Origin of the sequence: Saonia flava (assembly GCF_011927795.1) — a bacterium.
Taxonomy (GTDB): Bacteria; Bacteroidota; Bacteroidia; order Flavobacteriales; family Flavobacteriaceae; genus Saonia; species Saonia flava.
Genome location: NZ_JAATJJ010000002.1, coordinates 241996 through 264373 on the forward strand (window position 1 = coordinate 241996; position 22378 = coordinate 264373).

Annotated in this window: 18 protein-coding genes and 1 tRNA gene; 5 read left to right on the plus strand and 14 right to left on the minus strand. The window is 39.5% G+C overall.

Annotated elements, in window-relative coordinates:
* Positions 1-7: 7 nt before the first annotated feature.
* The 4 genes from GGR42_RS13210 to GGR42_RS13225 form a co-directional block, all read right to left on the minus strand.
* Positions 8-613, minus strand: a complete 606-nt coding sequence (locus tag GGR42_RS13210; protein ID WP_167964987.1) for a flavin reductase — start codon at positions 611-613, stop codon at positions 8-10.
* Between the two features lie 104 nt (positions 614-717).
* Positions 718-1917, minus strand: coding sequence for a succinylglutamate desuccinylase/aspartoacylase family protein (locus GGR42_RS13215; RefSeq protein WP_167964989.1), 1200 nt, complete (start codon positions 1915-1917; stop codon positions 718-720).
* 1 nt (position 1918) lies between these two features.
* On the minus strand, positions 1919-3775 hold the full coding sequence (locus GGR42_RS13220; protein ID WP_167965000.1) for a CBS domain-containing protein: 1857 nt from the start codon (positions 3773-3775) through the stop codon (positions 1919-1921).
* 2 nt (positions 3776-3777) lie between these two features.
* On the minus strand, positions 3778-4011 hold the full coding sequence (locus GGR42_RS13225) for a hypothetical protein (RefSeq protein WP_167965002.1): 234 nt from the start codon (positions 4009-4011) through the stop codon (positions 3778-3780).
* A gap of 688 nt (positions 4012-4699) precedes the next feature.
* On the opposite strand from GGR42_RS13225, the gene GGR42_RS13230 reads away from it, so the two are divergent.
* On the plus strand, positions 4700-5542 hold the full coding sequence (locus GGR42_RS13230) for a helix-turn-helix domain-containing protein (protein ID WP_167965004.1): 843 nt from the start codon (positions 4700-4702) through the stop codon (positions 5540-5542).
* Between the two features lie 16 nt (positions 5543-5558).
* Here the strand turns inward: GGR42_RS13230 and GGR42_RS13235 are convergent, their stop codons facing one another.
* Genes GGR42_RS13235 through GGR42_RS13275 form a run of 9 tightly spaced genes read right to left on the minus strand, consistent with a single transcriptional unit; the run spans position 5559 to position 15842 of the window.
* Positions 5559-7061 (minus strand): FGGY family carbohydrate kinase, encoded by a 1503-nt coding sequence (locus GGR42_RS13235; RefSeq protein WP_167966374.1) that lies wholly within the window; start codon positions 7059-7061, stop codon positions 5559-5561.
* Between the two features lie 28 nt (positions 7062-7089).
* Positions 7090-8061 (minus strand): ABC transporter permease, encoded by a 972-nt coding sequence (locus tag GGR42_RS13240; RefSeq protein ID WP_167965006.1) that lies wholly within the window; start codon positions 8059-8061, stop codon positions 7090-7092.
* Positions 8062-8085: 24 nt separating this feature from the next.
* Positions 8086-9606: a sugar ABC transporter ATP-binding protein gene (locus tag GGR42_RS13245; RefSeq protein WP_167965008.1), complete on the minus strand. Its 1521-nt coding sequence runs from the start codon at positions 9604-9606 to the stop codon at positions 8086-8088.
* A 1-nt stretch (position 9607) separates the two neighbouring features.
* A complete protein-coding gene (locus tag GGR42_RS13250; protein ID WP_167965010.1) occupies positions 9608-10225 on the minus strand; it encodes a DUF2291 family protein in 618 nt (205 codons plus the stop codon).
* 2 nt (positions 10226-10227) lie between these two features.
* Positions 10228-11175 (minus strand): D-ribose ABC transporter substrate-binding protein, encoded by a 948-nt coding sequence (locus tag GGR42_RS13255; protein ID WP_167965012.1) that lies wholly within the window; start codon positions 11173-11175, stop codon positions 10228-10230.
* Positions 11172-12611: a DUF1593 domain-containing protein gene (locus tag GGR42_RS13260; protein WP_167965014.1), complete on the minus strand. Its 1440-nt coding sequence runs from the start codon at positions 12609-12611 to the stop codon at positions 11172-11174. The genes GGR42_RS13255 and GGR42_RS13260 overlap by 4 nt, the downstream gene beginning before the upstream one ends.
* 4 nt (positions 12612-12615) lie before the next feature.
* Positions 12616-13593, minus strand: a complete 978-nt coding sequence (locus tag GGR42_RS13265; protein WP_167965016.1) for a transketolase family protein — start codon at positions 13591-13593, stop codon at positions 12616-12618.
* A 6-nt stretch (positions 13594-13599) separates the two neighbouring features.
* The gene (locus GGR42_RS13270; RefSeq protein WP_167965018.1) at positions 13600-14424 is read right to left on the minus strand and encodes a transketolase; all 825 of its coding nucleotides are present in this window, start codon (positions 14422-14424) and stop codon (positions 13600-13602) included.
* 8 nt (positions 14425-14432) lie between these two features.
* Positions 14433-15842 carry an L-fucose/L-arabinose isomerase family protein gene (locus GGR42_RS13275; RefSeq protein ID WP_167965020.1) on the minus strand — a complete coding sequence of 470 codons (1410 nt, stop codon included), beginning with the start codon at positions 15840-15842 and terminating at the stop codon, positions 14433-14435.
* A 482-nt stretch (positions 15843-16324) separates the two neighbouring features.
* Between GGR42_RS13275 and GGR42_RS13280 the strand changes: the two genes are divergently transcribed.
* The 3 genes from GGR42_RS13280 to GGR42_RS13290 all read left to right on the plus strand — a co-directional run bounded on the left by GGR42_RS13280 (position 16325) and on the right by GGR42_RS13290 (position 18639).
* The gene (locus GGR42_RS13280) at positions 16325-16582 is read left to right on the plus strand and encodes an RNA polymerase sigma factor (RefSeq protein WP_167965022.1); all 258 of its coding nucleotides are present in this window, start codon (positions 16325-16327) and stop codon (positions 16580-16582) included.
* 75 nt (positions 16583-16657) lie between these two features.
* A complete protein-coding gene (locus GGR42_RS13285) occupies positions 16658-17557 on the plus strand; it encodes a nucleoside hydrolase-like domain-containing protein (RefSeq protein WP_167965025.1) in 900 nt (299 codons plus the stop codon).
* Positions 17558-17574: 17 nt separating this feature from the next.
* Positions 17575-18639, plus strand: a complete 1065-nt coding sequence (locus GGR42_RS13290; protein WP_167965027.1) for a DUF1593 domain-containing protein — start codon at positions 17575-17577, stop codon at positions 18637-18639.
* A 591-nt stretch (positions 18640-19230) separates the two neighbouring features.
* On the opposite strand, the gene GGR42_RS13295 is transcribed toward GGR42_RS13290, so the two are convergent.
* Positions 19231-19304 (minus strand) — tRNA-Pro (locus GGR42_RS13295).
* A gap of 176 nt (positions 19305-19480) precedes the next feature.
* Between GGR42_RS13295 and GGR42_RS13300 the strand changes: the two genes are divergently transcribed.
* On the plus strand, positions 19481-22375 hold the full coding sequence (locus GGR42_RS13300; protein WP_167965029.1) for a glycosyl hydrolase 115 family protein: 2895 nt from the start codon (positions 19481-19483) through the stop codon (positions 22373-22375).
* Positions 22376-22378: the final 3 nt, after the last annotated feature.

Genomic DNA, 22378 nt, shown 5'->3' on the forward strand with positions numbered 1-22378 from the left:
AACACCACTATAGTTTAAAATCCTTTGGATACGGAAAATTAAATGTTTCTGAAATATTGGCAAATCGCCCTTGGGACACATAAGCCAATAATGGATGTTCATAAATCTGTTGCTGCTCATCTTTTTCTGAAGTTCTCGCATAATCTTTATGAACAAATGCAGCCTCCACTGTACCTGTTATGAAGCTGTATTCACCAAAACCATCTATGATTTGAAACAATTTACATTCTAAATACAGGTATGAATTTTTTACAAATATTGAATCAATGTTAGTGGTTTTAATGGTCGGTAGTGATTTTACAATACTTTTAGTGCTTTGATCTTCTCCGCAACGGGGTGAAGCGCTTAACGAGGCCAATACTACTTGATTGGGCATTGGGAAACTTACTGAAAATTCACCACTCTTTTTAATGTTATGATATGTTGAATGATTGGGAGTACATACAAAGCCAAAATAATTAGATGAACCTATTGGGGTTGCCATATGCTTGGGTGCCAAATCATAGCCATCTCCCTCTTTGGTGCCCACCACAATTAAAGGGGCGATTGTAAAAAATCGATTCCAAATGGACAATGAAGTGTCCAACGCAATAAAGTCTTCTTGTTTTTCCATCTTTAAAAAATCCAGTAGAACAATTTACAAAGTTGAAGTTTCCCAGAAGATGATTTTTATCAGGAAAAATGGGTAAGAAAAATAGAGAAGCCTGGACAATACTCTTAGTACCAAATACTATGTTGATATTCCTTTTTCCTTGAGTTTGCTTCCCTGTTTTTTATTACCATATGGGTCTTGTCCAACTGCATACTTCTATATCCCAGAAGATGAAAAATTTTCTTGGCAATAAATTTTGCAACTTTTAAATTGACCACCAAAATGTCGCGTTTTTTGGAAACCCATGAAACCCCAGGTAACAATGGCAAAATATAATCTGCATGTATTGTTCTTAACAAAGCCGATAAATTGAGGAATATTCTTGGTATTGGTTTAATAATAAAGAAACCATCATTACCCTGTTTCTGGTATAAAGGCATAAAAATTTCGCCATTTTGTGGTACAAGAACCTTATTTCCATCGCTAATAGCAATTTCTTGGTTTTTATGAACGGGTTCAAAATTGGTGAATCCCGATTTCATGGTGAAAACTTCGTTTTCCTTAATCTTATAATGATAGACTATTTCATAAAATTTGGTCAAATCTTTAGTGGCATTGACCAAAAGTTGATAGTGGGCATCAAAATCTACCTCGGATTTATTTATATTTCCAGAATAGACCATGGTAAGGTATATGAATGCTATATGATTCTCTATAGAGGAAAAGGAATCATGTTGACCAGATTCAAACCCAAAGGCCACATACCCAAGTTCATTAATATAATTCAACAAGGGACCTTCTAGATATTCTTCTATGCCCAACAGTAATGGCACGGGATACTGCTTGGTAAATTTCCTATTCAACAAATTGTCATTTACAGTAGCAAAGGGCTTTGTTTCACTGGAAGTAGTATGTAAATCCACAAAGTAAAATGGTCCGTTTTCAGCTTCCAAAATTTCTAATATGGTCTTATAAATATCCAGTTGCTGTGTGGTTTCCATATTTTCCCCATGAATTTCTCTACGTATCATTTGATTCATGTGTTCGGTTGTCCAGAGACGATTGAGATCTTTGTCATGGTAACGTATCCCTTTTTCAAGTGCAGTTAAGTTCCCAGAAATAGCGTACATATTTCCTTTGAAGGATGAGAGTTTTGAACGCAAATTTTCCAAGACCCTATGTAAAGCAAATACACCCGAAGGTTCATTGCCATGAATGCCTCCCGTAAAAATTACGGTTGGGCCTGGTAGCTCTCCCTTAATACTACCTACAAGGCGATTTACCTTAATAGATTCTTTAAGAGCCTTACTATAAACAATTGCCATATTATATTCCGGTAATATCGTTTGTCGTTATTATTCCAATCATGTTATTGTTCTGTACAACTGGAAGGCAACCTATCCCATGCTCCTTCATTAAATGAATAATTTCCTTAATTGGCCTATCGGGGTTTGTAGTCATTACATTGGTTATCATAATATCTGCTACTATACTATCACTTTGCTCTTTTGGGACCTTAATATGCTCCTTCATATGGGACCATGTTATCAATCCACATAATTCACCTTCATCGTTCTCTACGGGAACATGGTGAATATTTTTCCACTGCATTATACTGGTCGCCATATCTGCCAAATCATTTTTGTTTACTGTAAAAAGCTGTGTGGACATTATATGTTCTGCCAAATATGCGTGTTTTACGTCTTTTGATACTTCCGTCATCATAGGCCATTCATGGATTGGCAATTGGCCTTGTTGGTTTTCATAGATAGATTTGGTCAATACTACCAGGGCATCATCCTTTTTCATGCTTTTTTTAAGTTGGCGATAGTTTCTAATATTCCATTTAGCTCCTGTCATACCACTTGCCCGTTTTTCTATAACCCCAAGGAATCTTTCAATATCCTCCTTGTCAATGGATGCTTTTTCCAAACCTGAGTATGCCAATGGAAGCAATTCCTTAACAACCAACTCTGGAGTCGGGACACTCCTGCCCATCCATTGCATTATACTATCGCTACCAGTTCTGGCAGATTTTATAAAATTTGCCTTCACATCCTTAAAATCCATAAGGTTGGGCATATCATCATATTTGGATGGTCTTCCTATCATTAATCCCACCCAAAAAGCGAAGTTGGCCATTTCATCCAGCACAGTTGGGCCTGCAGGAATATATCTATTCTCAATGCGTACATGGGCTTTTTTCTCTCCATGTCCATAACAAGGACGGTTCCAACGATAGATAGTACCATTATTTAAGGCCAAAGCTTTTAACTTGGGGATATTTCCTTTTTCCAGTTCTTCAAGAGAATTCCTTTCTATAGCTGTCCCCAACAATACTTCATACCTTGAAATATCATCTTTAAAAATATCGACTATTGACCCAGAGGCCCAATGATTTCCAAAACTTACCCGAGCTTCCTTATCTTTTAGAGTATAGGAAGAGCTTCTTGTATCTACACTTTGCTGAAAAAGGGCAATCCGTGTTTCGCTCCAAAGTTCTCTTCCGAGAAGCATTGGTGAATTGGCGCAAATACCCAGTACAGGACCCGAAATTGCCTGTGCCCAATTATGACTGGATACAAAATCTTCTGGGGAAATTTGAAGGTGCATTTGAAAACTGGTATTACAAGCTTCAAACAAAATGGAATCATGGATTATGGAAAGTTCGTCCACTCCCCTAATGTGCAGCTCCAGATCCTTTTTCCTCATCTGTCTTACTGTCTCGTTCAACAGCTGGTATCTTTGGCTTGGTGTCATATACTCCAACTGAAGCTCATTTTTGCCAATTGTGGGTAATATACCTGTAAGCAAAACTTTGGTTTCTTGCTCTTTTGCCACCAAAGAAGCTTTCCTTAACAAATCCTTTAGTTGTTTTTCTGCTTTGGAAAAACAGTTCTCCTTTAATTCTAATGGATCCAAATTAATCTCAAGATTATAGAGAGCCATTTCTGTGGTAAAATGAGGATCATTAATTGCCTCTAGTATGGCCATTGCATTTTTTGCAGGGCGCCAATTTTCATTGATCAGGCAAAACTCTTGCTCTGAGCCAATGCGGTTAATCCCGGATTCTATCAACCCTTTTTCCAACATTATTTCCAATGCCCTTACATCGCTCAATAAATGTCGCACAAATTCTGCCCTTGTCTCCCTATCTATTTTATTTACTTGGTGCGTTCCCATTTTTAAAATACTTGAATTTTTTTAAGATTATTAGAACTGGAACCTATCCATTCATAGAGTATAGCTGCATCTTCCTTTTCACCACGTTCTTCTCTTCCTTTTGAAATAGTTATTCCATTTTTAGTAGTTTCAAAAATGGGCTCAGCACAGCTCAATTTCTTATTGAGTGCATTCCTGGCAATGGTATTGCTTTTATTGATAGTCGAATTTACAGTAAGGGCAATTGTTCTTTTCATTATTGTTTCAATTACCCAAATATAATTTTCTCTCTTTTAGGCTCATATGATAAATGTCATTGTCCTAAAATGCCTATACTACTATTTCTGTTTGCGATAGTCTTGTAAAACAAGAATTGGTGGAAACAAAAAAAGTGACCTGTTTTACATATCACTTTTCCGTTTCGTCGGGATGACAGAAAGAAAATGGTATACACAAAATTTTAACAGTCAATATTTTACACTAATTTGAAAAACTTATTAACCGAACTTTAAACTGCATTTAAAACAGCACATCCAGAGGCAAAACTTATAGATGTTTTTGCAATATAAATTTAATGAAATTACTTAAAATATGGTTTGCAATTAACCGCTATCTAAACTTTTTCATAAAAAATTGTGCCGTAAAATGGCCGTTTTATACAACTGTCGTATGTGGTAGTTATCCTGATTGGCGCTATTGCTATTTTGAAAAGACTATAAATAATTATGCGGAGCATTGTATTAAATCTTTTGGACAGGTAAAATATAACTCTAGGTGTAACCTTACCTAACTTAAAATTCCATACTGTTATCCAAATTTCAGTAGTATAATCTACTAATAGAAATTAAGTCGCTCTTCATATTATTATGAACTATAGCCATCTATTATTACTAGTATTTAAATAGATATGACTTACATTTACGTTATAATCTATCATTTTACGACATGCTAAAGAAATTCGATGAAAACAGGCAGGACTTAAAGCCATACGGCTTGACATGTGAGTTATGGCAGCCCAAGATAATGGAAAGGCCGGATAGGCATAATGAGATTGAAATCAACTATTTGCCAGAAGGATCATTGTCTTATTTGATTCATGACCAAAAATTTAAAATCAAAAAAGGTAGGATGATTGTTTTTTGGGCATTGTTTCCACATCAGATTGTTGATTTTTCCAATGACGCTCCTTACCACGTAATTACAATTCCTTTTTCCACTTTGCTCAGTTGGAATCTCCCAAAGCGATTTTTGGACATGCTCTTTCGAGGCGAACTCAAGGCTACGACTTACAAACCTTCAAATCCTGTTTTAGCAAATCAAATATTCAAACGTTGGGCCAATGAACTTAATAGGGACACGGAGGTTCTGAAGGAAATTTGTAGTCTAGAAATCGAGGCGTATTTAAAGCGGTTTGCTTACCGAACAATGAATGCCACTTCTTCTATCGAAAAGGTTGAGCCGCTCCCGATAAATTTGGTTGAAAAAATAGCTGTCTATATCGCCAAAAACTTTAATAGTCCAATTAAAGTCATAGATGTAGCTAAGGCCGTGGAATTACACCCAGACTACGCCAACGTCATATTCAAAAAAGCATTTGGTTATACTATTTCTGATTATTTACTGGAACAAAGGGTATTGTATGCCAAACGAAAGTTAAGCATTACCCAAGATTCGATAACTTCAATTGCCTATGAATCAGGGTTTAACTCAATTAGTAGATTCAACGCAACTTTTAGAAAATTTAGCGATATGACCCCAAGGGATTTTCGGAAAGAATTTAGTACATAGTTTTTGAAAAGATAAACTATATCGTCAATTTTCTTTCGTTCATTATTTTTAGCCAACCTTCATAGCTCTTTTTAACGAGATCATTTTTTGAAGAAGGTTTATAAACTTGTAAATTTTCCATTGGTTTGGGCAAATCGTCTAAGTCTTTCCAGAGTCCCGCACCCAAGCCAGCAATAAAGGCTACCCCTAATGCCGAAACATCTGCAATACCAATATTGACTACCTTAGTTCCTAATAAATCGGTCAAGAAATGCATTAGAAAAGAATTGGCCGAAATACCTCCGTCAACATTTAATTCGTTCAGTATAATATTGCTCTCAGTTTCCATTACGGATATAACATCCTTGATCTGATAGGCAATGGATTCCAATGCAGCCCGTACAAAATGTGTTTTGTCCGTTTTGAAGGTAATCCCATGAATTGAAGCTTTCCAATCCATTTGCCAGTGGGGTGCCCCAAGGCCGCTAAAGGCTGGAATTAAATAAACTCCTTCATTACTGGTCAAGCTGGTGGCCATTTGTCCTGTCTCAGCACTGTTCTCAAAAAGTTCCAATTGATTTTTAAGCCATTCAATGGTGGCGCCGCAGCTCACGATCACACCCTCTAAGGCATAGTCGACTCTACCCTCTATACTCCAGCAGATGGTGGTAACCATTCCTTTTTCCGACCGTACTAGATTGTTCCCTGTATTCCATAAAACAGACGAACCTGTTCCCATAGTAGCCTTTGCGGTTCCTGGGCTAAAGCACCTTTCTCCGAATGCGGCGCCATGGGAGTCACCAATAAGTCCTGTTATAGGAATCCCTTCTATAAAATGATTAGTTAAAGTAGTAGTACCAAATTGTGCTGAGGAGCACTTTATTTCTGGCATTTTTAATTTCGAAAGACCAAAATTTTCCAGTATTAGGGTATCCCATTTAAGATCCGAAATATTAAAAAGTAAGGTGCGAGAAGCATTGGTCATATCAGTCGCATACATCGCACCATTGGTAAGTTTGTATAGCAGCCATGTATCGACTGTTCCGAAATGACACCGCCCTTCATCAATGGCAAGTTTTACTGTTTTGTTGTTCTTATAGAGCCAAATGAGCTTGGTTCCAGAAAAATAGGGGTCAATTTTTAATCCGGTTCTGGTCGATATTTCGGCTTCCATTCCTTCTTCCTGAAGTCCATTGCAAATTGCAATAGAGCGTTTGCATTGCCAGACCACGGCATTGCACAGAGGATGACCGTGTTCATCCCAAAGTACAAAGGTCTCTCTTTGGTTAGATATACCACAGCTAACTATTTTTTCCTTATGCCCTGGATATTGTTGCTCAAATTCGCGAAGACAATGAGCAACCGCATCAATCACATTTTGATAAATTTCCTCAGGATCTTGTTCAACAAATTCGGGTTTTGGGTAATAGGAAGCCAAAGGCACGCTGGCCTTGGTAACAAGTTTCCCTTCTTGATCAAAAATAATCGCTTTAGTACCGCTAGTACCCTGATCAATAGCTAAAATATAAGATGTTGTCATATTGGTCAAAATACTGTTTTTTGATTAACTAATCCTCGTTCGGATGGTTTAAACGATCCATGATCACAGCAAATAATATGACGAATCCTTTGATGATTTGTTGCCAAAAGGGGGATACGTTCAACAAAACCAAACCACTATTCAAAACCCCAATGATCAAAGCCCCTTGCACGGTGCCCATAATGGAACCCCTGCCTCCCGATAATGAAGTGCCCCCAATGACAACAGCTGCAATAGAATCCAGTTCGTAACTCATACCTGCATTGGGTTGGGCCGAATCTAATCGAGAAATGAGAATAATACCGCCTACAGCGGACAAAATGCCAGCAATGGCGTACACCCAGACTTTTACCTTATTAATATTGATGCCCGATAAACGCGCGGCACTCTCATTACCGCCAACGGCATAAATGTGCCTGCCGAAGACCGTTTTCTTAGTGATTACAATGGCAATGGCAACTACCATGGCCATAATCCAAACCGGCATGGGAATGCCCAAGAACCACCCCGTTCCTATAAATGCAAAAGTGTCTCCGAAACCAGTTATGGGAAAACCCCCTGTCCATAACATTGTGGCCCCCCTGGCAATGGTCAACATCGCCAGTGTGGCTACAAAAGGGGGAACTTTGAATCTTGTAATCATCCACCCATTAAAGGTTCCAAGCCCACCCCCAACCATTAACCCGGCGAAAATGGCTCCGAAAACAGTAAACTCCAATAAGATGTTCATCGATGGAATCGCTATTCCGTTTTTTAGTAAACCCGCTGTAATGGCTCCTGCAAAAGCAAGCATAGATCCTACAGAAAGGTCGATGCCTTTGGTAAGGATTACCAAGGTCATCCCTACCGAAATACAGACATTGATTGAAATCTGTCGCATAATATTCCATCCGTTCTCGGGTGTCAGAAATTTATCGGAAAGTATAGTCAATACAATACATAAAGCCACAAGAGCGATAATGGACTGGAATTTCAACAAGGTACTTTTAACATTGGTCATTTTGGTTATATTCTTGCTTGTTCTTTATAATATTGCAGCTTGCATAAGCAGTTCTTCACTGGCATTTTCTTGATTTAATTCGGCATTTATTTTAGTATCACTTAAGACCAAAATGCGATCGGCAATAGCCAATATTTCCGGTAGTTCAGAAGAAACAACAACAAGACCCAATCCCTTTTTTGCCAACGAATTGATCAGATGGTAGATTTCATTTTTGGCGTTCACATCGATTCCTCTTGTAGGCTCATCAAGAAACAGGACTTTAGGATTCGTCGCCAACCACTTTGCAAGCACTACTTTCTGCTGATTCCCACCACTTAAGTTTTTCGTAAACTGCATTACTGAAGGGGTCTTTATCTTTAACGCCTCGATATATTTCTTCGACAAGCTGGCTTCTGATTTTGAACTCACTAATCCGTTCTTTACGACTTGCCCAACGCTTGCCATACTTACATTCTTGGTTATTTCCATCTGCAAGACTAGACCATCTTTCTTTCTGTCTTCAGGCACCAGGCCCATTCCATTTCTAATGGCATCCATGACGGATCGTAACTTAACTTCTTTATTTTCAATATATACGGATCCCGACATTAGATTGGGGTGTAATCCAAAAATGGTTTCCAAAAGCTCGGTTCTCCCTGCCCCCATCAGTCCGAAAATTCCGAGGACTTCCCCCTTTTTTACACTAAAATCGATATCCTTAAAGACATAACTCCTTTTATCAAACTTTCTTGGCAGGCTCATTTTTTCAACTCTTAGCACTTCTTCCCCTAAGGGTACTTTCTCTTTTTGAAACACATTTTTAATATCCCGTCCGACCATCAAACGAATGAGGTCATCCTTTTTGGCGTGGGCGGAATTTTCAATGGTCCCTACCATTTTTCCATCCCTCAGCCCAATGAAGTGGTCTGCGATCAATAAGAGCTCATCCAATTTGTGGGAGATATATAAAATGGACACGTTCTGCTCTTTCAAGGAGGCAATAATTTTGAATAAAGACTCGACCTCCGAGTCGGAAATGGCCGACGTTGGCTCATCCATAATCACGACTTTTGCCTCACCTAGTAAGGCCTTTGCTATTTCAACCAATTGTTGTTCGCCCACCCTTAGTTCGGAGACTAATGTGCTTGGATTTAAATTGCAATCCAACCGTGTCAAAAGTTCCTTGGTTTTGTAGCGCATCAATTTTGAATCGAGAAGCCCAAATACATTTCGGATCTCCCTGCCTAAAAAGATATTCTGTGCGATAGTCAAATAGGGAATCAGGTTCAATTCTTGATGGATAATGGCAATTCCTTTTTGCATAGCCTCTTTCGGACTATTGAAATGAACCTCTTCATTGTTGAAAAGGAGCTTGCCCTCGTAGTCAGGATACACTCCTGACAAAATTTTCATCAAAGTAGATTTACCGGCACCATTTTCACCAACAATGACATTGACCTTGCCTGTGTGCACTTTCAGGTTAACTGTATCCAATGCGGTAACCCCGCCGAATCTTTTGGTAATGCCTTGGGCCTCAAATAATATGTCGGATAGATTCTCCAATTTAGTCGCTGAATTTAATGATCATTGGAATCACTTTAATCCCATTTATTTGTGTGTCTGCAATATCAATTGTAACGGCTCCCTTAAAATATAAGATATCCCCAATTTTTGCTTTCTTCTTAAAGGACGGCACAACGGTTTCACGGACAATATTGTTCAATTCAACGGAAATGGAATTGAAATCCATCGTGTTTTGATAATCATCGATATTGGCCATTCCGCTGCCATCTCGAATGGCATTACCGAATATAAATTCGGTCGAAATTCTCAGTTCTTGGTTTTCTTCGAGCAGAACCGTAACGTACTCCTCTTCGATTTCGGTTATCCTTGCTTCACCTTCGATGATAAAACTATACTCATCGCTGATGCCCAGTTTTTTCCCTTTTTGTTTAGTATAATTTTCGAGGTCATCGGAGATGTTGCCCAAAAAATTGGAAGCATTGATCGCAGGCAACGTTTCAATTTTGTTGGACATAAAATCGGTGGCATAGGAAGCTGCATTGAATACCAAGTCACTTTTGCTCTTTTTGATTTGATCCAACGGTTCAATATTGACGGAATTGTAAAGGGCAAGTCCGAGAACCACAACCAATATGCTATATTTTAATACTTTATTCATAATCAATTATCTGAACCATAAGCACCAAACTCATCGATATTTTCTTGGGTAACTACTTTTACCTGTAGGGGTGTTTTTTTACTAAAATCCCGTTTCCCCTTTAAGAATTCATCTGCCATTTCTGCTGCGGTAAACGCCATTTGCCTGGGCGATTGCATGGCAGTGGCCACTATTTTTTTATCCTTAATGGCATCCATGACATCTTTAGCACCATCAAATCCGAAAACCATTACGCTATCTGCCTTTCCAGCTGCGATCAAGGCCTGATAGGCGCCCATGGCCATGGCATCGTTTCCACAGAATACAGCATCAATATCAGGGTTCGATTGCATCACGGATTCCAACACTTCCATAGCCTTGCTCCGGTCAAAATCGGCACTTTGCTGTGCTACCATTTCAAGTTCGGGAAAATAATCTACCACACTATGAAAACCTTTAGAACGGTTCCAAGTGTTGTTGTCGCCGACCAAACCCAATAGCTCAACGTATTTCCCTTTTTTGTTTAGTTTTCGAACAAAATATTCCCCAAGCGCAACGCATCCTGAAAAATTATCGGAGGTTATTTGAGAGGTGGCCACATCCAAGGAGTTAATTTCCCTATCCATACAAAAAGTGGGCAAATTTGCTTGTTTTGCCCGTTTTACATTGGATACGGAACCTTCGGAATCGGTGGGATTAAACAAAATAGCATCGTATCCCGCTGCAATCAGATTTTCAAAATGTTCGGCTTCTTTTGAAGTGTTGTTCTGCGAATCAAAAATGGTGGCTTCATAACCTAGTTCTTTGGCCCTTTCTACTGCTGATTCACCCAACACCACAAACCAAGGATTATTTAAAGTAGAAATTACCACCGCCATTTTTTTCAGTTCGTGTGCCTTATCTGTTCGAGAATTACAACCTGTAAAAGACAGTATTAAAATTACTATTAAATAGACTATGTTTTTTCTCATTTAACTTTGGGCATTATATTGACAATTACCCTTTGGTAACGTGTTAAACTTGGAGCACCCTCGTCGGTAACGCTCAGAATAATATGCATGGTCTTTACCTTATCGGTTTTTGGTGCTTCAAAACTTGTGACTTGCGCATTGGCATCCTTAAACTCGAGGCCGCCTCTGCTAATGTTCAAAGTACCGACTTCTTTATAAAGCATCCAATTGTAAGCTAGGTTGTTGCCATCGGGATCCGTTGAACCCCCAGCACTTAAGGTTACCTTGTCACCGGAATGCACGAGCAACTCGTTTGGATGATCTAATTTTGCAATAGGAGGATGATTAGCTTTCTTAAAATCAGAGGTATTGCTCCAATCGATACGTGCCGCAAAATCATTCTGATAGGCTTCCCTCCATCGCCAGATTGTAGCTTGGTTGCTTGTATGATTTGATTTTGTGGCTGGACCATATACCTCATCATCGGCATCGGTCCAGATTGGCCGTAATTCGGGTTCGTACATGTATTTTTTAAAAGGAGGAATATATAACTCATACCTGCCGCCCCAACCGCCATAATTAGGGTGTTCGGGATTGTTAAGACCATTGTTGACCAGGCCAAGAAACGAAGGAGTGTCACCTTCCATCAAGTATTCCGTATGTGGATGCTCTGCACCTAAGGGCCCGTGGTTATTTCTAATATGTTCATCAAGCCACGGATTGTCAACAATCGAAAAATCAGGACCTACGAAACGCCCATGGAATTTATCTCCCGAAATTCCGGTCCATGTAGCGAGATGATATTGTCCTCCACCGTTTTCTTCATAACCAGGACTAACAACATAGAAAATTTCTTGAAAATTGTTGCGAATCCAAGGGCCTGTATCGTCTTGGTCCGAAATGGTGTACACTCTGATTTTTGAAATGATTTTATCCAGTTCGGCTTTAGTTTTGGTACGTTCCATCTTCCAGAGCGCCTGTGCCAAAACATTGGCACCACCCCAAGCCTGAACATATAGCGGGCGGTCATCATCCTTTTCCAATGCCTTTATCAACCACTCTGATCCTTCAGAATCTTGCCCTTCGCCAACCCCGGCCATCCCAAATTTTGGAACTCCTTTTTTTATGATGCCTTTGAGGTATCCGTATTCAGGATATCCCGATTCATGTTTTTCCAGATTGTCTCTTACCTTTCCATAAGCGTCCACTATTTCATGTATACGCCATTCCGCCGTTTTATCCCTTTGCCAACAAGAGGTAGTCGCAACTATCCCCTCAACATCCCACATATTGGAGTATGTCAAAAACCGGACTAATGATTGAGCGTCATCCGGTTCATTTTCAATGTCCGTAAGAACGAATACTCTTGGTTTTTGGTTAAAATATTGTGACTGTACGGGCAGTATTCCAATCATTAAAATGAAAATTATAACGGTTTTTAGTTTGAACTTTTTCATCCGGTTATTTTTTACTGTTAATTAGTTCTAATGCAGATTCCTTCAATCCAGAGCCTGAAATCCCATAATGATTGAAGATTTCAACCTGTGATCCTGTTACAGTATATTCATCTGGAATACCAACAATCTTAAATGGATTTTTATATCTGTTTTGAAATAGAAAGGAAGCACAGGCCTCGCCCAAACCTCCGTTGACCATATGTTCCTCAACAGTTAGTATAGGCCTACCGTTCACAGCAATATCTTCCAATAAATTGGTATCCAAGGGCTTTATGGTATGCATACTTACTACCGTAGTTTTTATACCATGTTCTTCTTCCAGGGCTTTTGCTGCCAACCATGCAGGATATACCGTTTCACCATTAGCGATAATGGCTAAATCTTCACCCTCTCTAACAACACGTCCTTTTCCGAACTCAAAACTTTGGTCCGCTTCGTTCAAAAACGGCATTGGCTTTTTTCCCAGGCGGAGATAAATAGGTTTTTTGAATTCCACCGCTTTACGCACCGCATGTTCGGTTTCAAAATTATCGGCTGGAGCAACAATCGTCATATTATTAATGGAGCGTAATGCTGCATAATCATGCAAACTGTGATGTGTGGTACCCAATGCGCCGTAACTCACTCCGGCGCTTATAGCTATCAATTTTACGGGATTATCAGAATAGGCAACATCATTTTTTATCTGCTCTAGAGCCCTAGCACTTAAAAAGCAGGCCGGAGATACAGCAAAAGCCTTCTTGCCTGCCGAGGCCAGACCTGCTGCCACACCAACAAGATTTTGCTCCGCGATACCCACTTCCACAATTTGTTTCGGGTATCTTTCAGCAAATGGCACCAATTTTCCAGAGCCACGTGAATCACTTGTAACTGCGAGAATCGCCTTATCATTAGCCGCCAATTCTTCAAGGGTTTTTGAAAAAACCACTTGATTGGCTATTCCCATTTTTAAATCTTTTTCGTGTATCTTATCTAACTGCATAGGTCTCTAGATTTCAGCTTCCGCTTCTGTTAATTCCGATTGAGCCAATTCATACTCTTCTTGACTGGGTACACCATGATGCCATTTTATATTGCCTTCCATATAACTTACGCCCTTGCCTTTAACAGTATGCGCTACAATAAAATTTGGTTTTCCTGTTTCAAAAGGTCCGTTGTTCAAGGCTGCTTCCAATTCCTTTAGATCGTGCCCATCGACCTCTTTTACTGACCAGCCAAAAGTTTCCAATTTATCACGAACAGAACCGGTGTTCATCACTTCCTCATTCGACCCTGTTATCTGTTGCTTATTGTAATCCAGAATGGCGTACAGGTTATCCAATTTATAGTGGTAAGCGGATAGAAAGGCCTCCCAGTTGGAACCTTCGGGCAATTCTCCATCTCCCAATAAGGTAAATACGCGATGTGTTTTATTATCCAGTTTTGCCGCAATTGCTTCCCCTACGCAGATCGGAAGGCCATGGCCCAAGGCACCAGTATTTTGCTCAACCCCGTTTACTTTTTTCGTCGGATGTCCTATATAATGCGATTGATATTGACATAGTGTTTCCAAATCCGATTCCGGAAAGAACCCACGATTGGCCAAGGTCACAAAAAGTGCTTCCACACAATGTCCTTTACTTTGAATATAGCGATCTCGATCGGGATTTTTGAAATTCTTCGGATCAACGTTCAAAACACGATTGTAAAGTACATTGAGAATATCGGTACACGAAAGGCTACCGCCCGTATGGCCCGCCTTTGCCTTATAGATGTACTTGAGAAGGCTTTTTCTTAGGTACACTGATTTTAACTTCATTTCTCTATCGGTCATGTCTTAAACTATTTGTGATTGTACACTTCCCAGCCCATATAATTTCCTAAGGCTTCGTTCAATATTGCACCGGTCTTGGATGCATTCATGACAACATGGTGCTCAAAGCCATTCTTGCATACATAATTCATTAATCCTTGTAGGTCTTCAATTTTGGCCACCGCCCTATTACCGAATGTTTTCAAGGGGTCATCTGTCAGCTCGCCTTCCCCAATATAGGCCTTTATAATACCTTTTGGGTCATCGGTACTTATTCTACCGTAAGTCAATGGATTTGCAGGGGTACGCCCATCCAATGCTCCATAGGTATTTTCTACTCCGACAGAAGTTCCTAAAATTGGTGCATTACTGATCTCGATATCGGGCAAGAACGATTTTGCCCAATTGCCACAATGAAATAGCACACATTTATTGAGGTCATCGGCGTAGTTATTGTTCCAATCGACCAAAGCACTTGGCGAACCGGAAGCCAACTGCATGGCATACATACTCAAGGTTCCCGTTACATCTACTTCACAGGCAGATGGCAGCATGTTCTCTGACATAATGCTCATACTTGTACATACATTGCACCCAAAATTCTGTTGCAATGATGTCCAGCATTGTATTGCCGTAGCATCCAGTGCATATTCTTCCACAAACTGATTGAGCACAACGTCCAATTTCGCCATTTGGATCATCGCCGCATCGGGGGTTTTACCTTTAGGGGCATAGGCATTTATAGCCTTCAAATGTTGTTTGACCACAGTATCATCCTTTGTGAGTTTGTCCGCTTTGCCGAGAATCTCGGATAGGTCTACCGTAGTAACGGTAATACCATTTCTTTGTAAAATTTTTTCTGAATAGCGAACCGTATTGAATGCTCCAGGTCTTGCACCCACGGCTCCGATTCGAACGTTGCGCAACCCCTTAACTACCCTACAGACCGCCACGAAATCCATTAAATCTTTTTGGAACAGTTCTTCGGAAGGCGACATAACATGTTTGCTGGTCAAGGAATATTTGATTCCATATTGATATAAGTTGTTGCAGACCGATATTTTACCACACCAGGAATCACGTCTATTGATAACGTTCATTTTAGAAAGCTCATCTGGATATGCTTGAATGAGAACAGGAACATTCAAGTTTGCCAGTTTCAAGGTGTCGGCCACTCCCTTTTCATCTCCAAAATTGGGCAACAAGACCAATACCCCTGCAATTTCTTCACTATGCCTTTTGAACAGTTCCGCACACTTTTGGGCATCTTTAAAAGTTTCAACACCTGCAAGTTTGGTGTCCGTGGTATCCAACAAGACCGATTTAAGGTTAAGTTTTTTAAAAACGTCAAGAATTTCAATTCTTGCTTTTTCCACCAAACTGTCGGGGAAAAAATCTCTATTTCCTATTATAATACCCAGGCTAATTGGTTTACTCATATGCTGCTATATATTTGTTATTAAGAATCTTATAAATTAGAGATTTCCGCAAGGGACGAGTCGAATATTCAACGGTTCAATTTACTACTAGCAAACAAACAAAAACCAGTTATATTCATATTAAAATCTATCATTTACCTATATATGCCATCAAATTGAAGAAAATTGAAGCAGCGTTTACATCTGATAATGCAATGACACTTTTGATGTCTTTAAAAACACGAAAGTCTACTTTAAGATTTTACTCCAAATCTATCTCTAGATTCCGATTGCCTTTCTTATAGATGTTGCAAATCTTTAAATGTAGACACCGCTATAAACATAGATTTGACAAAAGTTACAAAAGTTACAAAAAAAATAATTAAAGGACCTCGGAATTCATCTAGTTTAATTCATTTTTCGGTTAGTTTTAAGTTAAAAGCGAGGTTAAATTTATAAATCCGAAAAATTAAAGGTTTGGAACAAAATCTTAATACTCTACTATGAAAAGCCAAAATCCTTATATAGGCCCTGTTATATCACCAAATGAAATTAGCGAAAATAGTATATGTAGAAAGAAGTTTGTAGCACTCTATGAACAATACTGGGAATCACTTTACGCCATAGGTTACAGTAGAATTAAATCAAAGAACGATGTTGAGGACATAATACAGGAGATTTTTATTAATCTATGGAACAGAAAAACTTTCAAGGTAAATGGTTGTATGAAAGTTTATCTCCATACAGCTATGAAGTATTAGATAATAGATTACTTCAGAAAATCCAAATCTAAGGAAGTAAGGCTTGAATATCTTAGTGTAAAACAAATTAGCCCCATGAAGGCCGAACAGTTGGTTGCAATCAACGAATTAAATAATAAACTATCCGTAGAGCTGGCGCAAGCACTGTGGAGAGTACGAAATGATAGAAGTGAAGAAGAATTAAATAAATTCATATCCAAATTGAGGGTGTATGCGTGGGGTCATCAAGACGCTACGGGACTTTGGATTCAAGAGAACTTTCCAAACTTGGTTTATTTAGTATCTACAGGTGGTGTTATTTATTCTGCCCCACCAGAATTGCATAGTAAAGAATGGTTGGATACCCATGTGCGTTTTAATCATGGCCCCTTGGGCGCCTTATGTCCCATACGCTGGGGGAAACTAGGCGGTGCCGATTCAGAGACCTACTTTGGTTTAATCCCAAATGGATTAAGCTATATGGAACACCCAGATTGGGGTGGCTGGGGTGGTCGCCTTCAAAAGCAAGCTGGCTCGGACACACAATGGGTTGACCTTGAATCCAATATTAAAAAAGACAGTTTAGGGCATACCATCAGCCGTTGGGCAAGGGAATTTCAAAATGATTTTCAGGCAAGAATGGATTGGTGTATAAAGGATTTTGATGAAGCCAACCACCCTCCAAAAGCTGTATTGAATGGTGATGAAAGTCTTAACTTTTTGGAAGTCCATGTCAAACCAAAAGAGAAAATCACCTTAGATGCTACAGGCAGCAGCGATATCGACGGTGATGAGCTTTATTATGAATGGAGGTACTACCACGAACCAAGCTCCTATAAAGGAACACTGAATATTAAAAATCCTACGCAAAAAACGGCCACTTTTAAGGTGCCAAAAGATGCATCGGGAAAAACCTTGCACGTACTATTGGTTGTAAGTGATAATGGTGAACCAAAATTGACCCGATACCGTAGAATGGTAATCCATGTAGAATAATAATTAAAGAAAATACAATGAAATCTCTTATTAAACCCTTACTATTAGTATGTCTCGTCATAGGTTCTTGTAAACCTTTGGCCACACAAGAAATTACCGAACAAAAACCGTATCGTGTTATTATGTCTTCGGATTTCCCTCCTTTGGACGTCATCCCCGGCGGAGCGGGTTATGGTCCAGCTGAAAAACGAAGTGATCCTGATGACATTCAATCTATGGTTCGCTTTCTTTTATACACCAATGATTTAGAAGTTGAGGCCTTAATAGCTTCTTCCGGTACTTTTGCCAATATCGCCAACAAACAAAATATTCTGGATATTTTGGACTTGTATGATGAAGTTGATGAGAATCTTAGAAAACACAATCCAAAATTTCCAACTGCAGACCATTTAAAATCAGTTACCTACCAAGGGCGTTCCGGAAACTGGGGAAAACCTGTTGAGGAAATTATTGGAGAGGGCAAGAATAGTGATGGTTCAGAAGCAATTATCAAAATTATAGATGAAGATGACCCAAGACCGGTATGGATTGGTGTTTGGGGTGGTCCGCAAGAGGTCGCCCAGGCCATTTGGAAAGTGCAGCAGACTAGAACACCTAAGGAATTGGACAAATTTCTAAGTAAAATGCGGATTTTTATGATAGGCTTAGGAAGTAAGACCGGTCAAGATGGTTCAGGTCAGTGGATGCTAGACAACTTTCCCAATTTGTTCGTGATCGTTTCGCAAAAAACCTATGGGGGAATGTTCGCTCAAAAATCACCATTGGGCAATTTGGAATGGCTCAATACCAATATCAGAAAAAATCATGGTCCTTTAGGTGCCATTTACCCCAGATCTGGTTTTAACCCAGAACCTCCGGGCATGCAGGAGGGGGATACACCAACATTTTTGCACTTAATTAGTGCCATAAATGGCAAAAACGACCCGGACCAACCCAATCAAGAAAGTTGGGGTGGGCAATATGAACAACGTGACCCAGCTAAGAATCATTGGTATGATGGGCCTGGACGTGAAAGCGTTTCAAAATGGCTAGAAGAAATTCAGGCTGATTTTGCAAAACGAGCGGATTGGATGGTTGATTAAACAAGTTGCCACATATAAAAAGCTATCCATGAAACCAGTGATGATGATAAACCATCAATAATACCGTTTGTACCAGACGCCACAGTGCGTAATGGTACAGCGGTATTGGTTATTCTCGGTGGCGGATATGTAATTAGGGTTAAAGACCATGAGTGGGTTTTGGTTGGTCTATAAGAGTTCAAACCAATATCACAGGACATAAAGGGACTGCTTCAAGCATAAGCATACTATATCGAAAAGTTAATGAGATACAATTGAAGGAGATTTTCTCTCTCAATAAGTAGTTTGGTTAGAATGCGTAAGTGAGAGCTGGCGCATTTTCTATTAGCCCAATTCGCCGATCTTCAAACTTTTTACATGGCAATTATAATAAAGGGAAGAAAAACAAAAAAAGTGACTTGTTTTGCAAATCACTTTTCCGTTTCGTCGGGATGACAGGATTTACAGAATCCTAGTGAACCCTCAGTCCAAATGGAAAAGTGATGGCTTATGCCATTCTTATTATTGTTTCCATTCAATTTTAAAAACTGTGTTTCCAATTTTCTGGAAACAAAAAAAGTGACTTGTTTTACAAATCACTTTTCCGCTTCGTCGGGATGACAGGATTTGAACCTGCGACCACACGGCCCCCAGCCGTGTACGCTACCGGACTGCGCCACATCCCGAAAGTAGGATTGCAAAAATAGAAAAGTTGAACCAAATTCTTTCAACTTTATTTAAAAAATATATCAATCGTATTTACAACTATTGTTCTGGCATTGCACACTCTTTTTAACACATCTACGCAATCGATTGCGGAATGTTTTGTTATATTTGAATGAATCAATTTAACTATATTATTATGAAGCTGTTGCCTTTAAGGAAAATCAAATACTGTTTAACTCTTTCTCTTGTACTTTCAGCCATTACACAATTAACAGCATCAGATAAAACCGACTATGTAACCAAAGAACCCACTAAAAAAAGTTTTCCGTTGGCAAGCAAAGGGGTACCTGTCAATTTATTGGTGAGCTCTGCAGATTTTTCAGGAGTTCAAAAAGTTGCTGGGCATTTACAGAACGATCTCTACAAAGTCACAGGTACCAGACCCAATCTTTTTAAAGACACTATTTCCGATAGTGGTCCCATTGTCATTATTGGTACTCTGGGCAAAAGTCCCCTTATTAACATTTTAGTAGAATCAGGAAAAATAAAAGCTTCCCTATTGGAGGGCAAATGGGAAAAGTTCATTACCCTATCCGTAAAAAATCCCATGCCAGGCGTAAAGAGAGCATTGGTCATTGCAGGGAGTGACAAACGTGGTACTATATATGGCATGTATAATTTATCCGAACAAATTGGCATTCACCCTTGGTATTATTGGGCAGATATGCCCATAGTTAAACAAACCGAATTGCACGTTACTTCCGGCATTCACACGCTGGGCGAGCCCAAAGTAAAATACCGTGGAATCTTTATCAATGATGAAGCTCCGGCACTGAGAAACTGGGCAAAAGAAAAGTTCGGTGACTTTAACCATCAATTTTACGAAACCGTTTTTGAATTAATTCTAAGAAATAAGGGCAATTACCTATGGCCTGCCATGTGGCAACCCAGCTCTTTTGTAACAGATGATCCAGAAAATGCCCAATTGGCCGATGAATACGGCATTGTAATTTCCACTACCCACCATGAACCCATGATGCGGGCACATGCAGAATGGGACAGTAATAAAGATGGGGCTTGGAACTATGAAACAAACAAAGAAAAACTACAAGAGTTTTGGCGTGCTGGTATAGAGCGTATGGGTAATCATGAAAGCATTGTTACCTTGGGTATGCGTGGAGATGGTGATGAGGCCATGAGTGAAGAAACTGTGGTTGATCTAATGAAAAACATTATAGTGGACCAACGTAAAATCATAGCCGATGTTACCGGAAAACCTACAGAAGAAACTCCACAGGTTTGGGCTTTGTACAAAGAGGTTCAAGATTATTATGACAAGGGAATGCGGGTAGATGATGATATCATGATTCTCTTCTGTGATGATAACTGGGGCAATGTGCGCATCTTACCAAAAAAAGAGGACCTAAGCCATAAAGGTGGCTTTGGAATGTATTACCATTTTGATTTTGTTGGGGGTCCTGTATCCTACAGATGGCTCAATGTTACGCAAATAGAAAAGGTATGGGAACAAATGAACCTGTCCTATGAACGCGGTGTAAAAGATTTATGGTTGGTCAATGTGGGGGATATTAAACCCATGGAACTGCCCACTAGCTTCTTTCTGGATTTTGCCTGGGATCCAGAGGCCATAAAAGCAGAGGATTTACCAAACTATTATGAAAACTGGGTAAAAAAGCAATTTGGTGATGAACTTGCTACAGAAATTGGAGAGATTTTATCCCTTTCTACAAAGTATGCCGCACGCCGCACGCCAGAAATGTTGAAACCAGATACCTATAGCCTACAAAACTATCGTGAAGCGGATAAAATCCTTGAGGAATACACCCAACTACTTGCCCGAAGTAAAAATATCTATGAAAAACTTCCAGAAACCCATAAATCGGCTTTTTATCAACTGGTGCTTTTTCCTGTGGAAATTAGCAGCAATCTAAATGAGATGTACATTGCTGCCGGTAAAAACAAGCTGTATGGTGATCAAGGCAGGGCATCGGCCAACTATTATGCAGATGTGGTAAAAGAAAAATTCTTTAAGGATGCGGAACTTGTTCGCCAATACCATGAAGAGATGGAAAATGGCAAATGGAACCACATGATGTCCCAAACCCATATTGGATATAGGTCATGGAACAACCCACCTTATAACAAAATGCCCGAAGTGTCCTATCTTCAAATAGAACCTTCTGCCCAATTGGGTTACGTGCTGGAGAATGGTGTTACCTCTCGTTGGAACCGTTCTGGTCTGTTTAGTAGAAGCTTTTCCCCTTTCGACCCTATAAATGATCAAAACTACTACTTGGAAATTTTTAACAGGGGTAAAGAAAAATTAAGCTATACCCTAACCGCTAAAAATGATTGGATCAAACTTTCTTCTAAAAGTGGCTCAATACAATACGATGAAAAAGTTAGGGTAAGTATCGACTGGAGCAAAGCCCCAAAAGGTCAAGAAACTGGTGAAATTGTTCTCTCTGGTGCAGGGAATGAATTCACCATTACTGTACCCCTTAAAAATAATTTGCCAGAGGTTTCCGGTTTTGTAGAGAACAATGGTGTTGTTTCTATTGAAGCTGCACATTTTAGCAATACATTCAACTCAAAAAATATCAGCTGGACCGTAGTTCCCAACATGGGCCGTACCAATTCTGCCATAACAATGGAGCCTGCCGATGCCGAAAGGCAAATACTGGGCAAGAATACTCCCCGTATTGAATATGAATTTACCCTTTTCAACGAGGGGGAACTAAAAATAGATACCTACCTCTCTCCTACCCTAAATTACCAAAAGAACGAAGGTCTAAAATATGCCATTGCCATAGATGATGAAGCACCACAGATCATCAACATACATGAAGGGGAAACCGTACCGGATTGGGAATACCCAGACTGGTGGAACAACTCGGTAACGGACCATATCAAGAAAAAACAATCTGTCCACCCCAACATAAAAAGTGGTACGCACACCCTAAAAATTTGGATGGTGGATGCAGGGGTTGTTTTTCAAAAATTTGTGATAGATACTGGTGGGTTAAAAGAATCCTATTTAGGCCCTTCGGAGAGTATTTATGTAAAATAAATA

What these genes read in the sequence shown, in the direction of transcription:
- GGR42_RS13265 (WP_167965016.1), bottom strand. Translation starts at nt 13,593, where the DNA reads ATGCAGTTAGATAAGATACACGAAAAAGATTTAAAAATGGGAATAGCC.
- GGR42_RS13210 (WP_167964987.1), bottom strand. Translation starts at nt 613, where the DNA reads ATGGAAAAACAAGAAGACTTTATTGCGTTGGACACTTCATTGTCCATT.
- GGR42_RS13255 (WP_167965012.1), bottom strand. Translation starts at nt 11,175, where the DNA reads ATGAGAAAAAACATAGTCTATTTAATAGTAATTTTAATACTGTCTTTT.
- GGR42_RS13260 (WP_167965014.1), bottom strand. Translation starts at nt 12,611, where the DNA reads ATGAAAAAGTTCAAACTAAAAACCGTTATAATTTTCATTTTAATGATT.
- GGR42_RS13215 (WP_167964989.1), bottom strand. Translation starts at nt 1,917, where the DNA reads ATGGCAATTGTTTATAGTAAGGCTCTTAAAGAATCTATTAAGGTAAAT.
- GGR42_RS13290 (WP_167965027.1), top strand. Translation starts at nt 17,575, where the DNA reads ATGAAATCTCTTATTAAACCCTTACTATTAGTATGTCTCGTCATAGGT.
- GGR42_RS13230 (WP_167965004.1), top strand. Translation starts at nt 4,700, where the DNA reads ATGCTAAAGAAATTCGATGAAAACAGGCAGGACTTAAAGCCATACGGC.
- GGR42_RS13285 (WP_167965025.1), top strand. Translation starts at nt 16,658, where the DNA reads ATGAAGGCCGAACAGTTGGTTGCAATCAACGAATTAAATAATAAACTA.
- GGR42_RS13250 (WP_167965010.1), bottom strand. Translation starts at nt 10,225, where the DNA reads ATGAATAAAGTATTAAAATATAGCATATTGGTTGTGGTTCTCGGACTT.
- GGR42_RS13235 (WP_167966374.1), bottom strand. Translation starts at nt 7,061, where the DNA reads ATGACAACATCTTATATTTTAGCTATTGATCAGGGTACTAGCGGTACT.
- GGR42_RS13280 (WP_167965022.1), top strand. Translation starts at nt 16,325, where the DNA reads ATGAAAAGCCAAAATCCTTATATAGGCCCTGTTATATCACCAAATGAA.
- GGR42_RS13300 (WP_167965029.1), top strand. Translation starts at nt 19,481, where the DNA reads ATGAAGCTGTTGCCTTTAAGGAAAATCAAATACTGTTTAACTCTTTCT.
- GGR42_RS13240 (WP_167965006.1), bottom strand. Translation starts at nt 8,061, where the DNA reads ATGACCAATGTTAAAAGTACCTTGTTGAAATTCCAGTCCATTATCGCT.
- GGR42_RS13270 (WP_167965018.1), bottom strand. Translation starts at nt 14,424, where the DNA reads ATGACCGATAGAGAAATGAAGTTAAAATCAGTGTACCTAAGAAAAAGC.
- GGR42_RS13220 (WP_167965000.1), bottom strand. Translation starts at nt 3,775, where the DNA reads ATGGGAACGCACCAAGTAAATAAAATAGATAGGGAGACAAGGGCAGAA.
- GGR42_RS13275 (WP_167965020.1), bottom strand. Translation starts at nt 15,842, where the DNA reads ATGAGTAAACCAATTAGCCTGGGTATTATAATAGGAAATAGAGATTTT.
- GGR42_RS13225 (WP_167965002.1), bottom strand. Translation starts at nt 4,011, where the DNA reads ATGAAAAGAACAATTGCCCTTACTGTAAATTCGACTATCAATAAAAGC.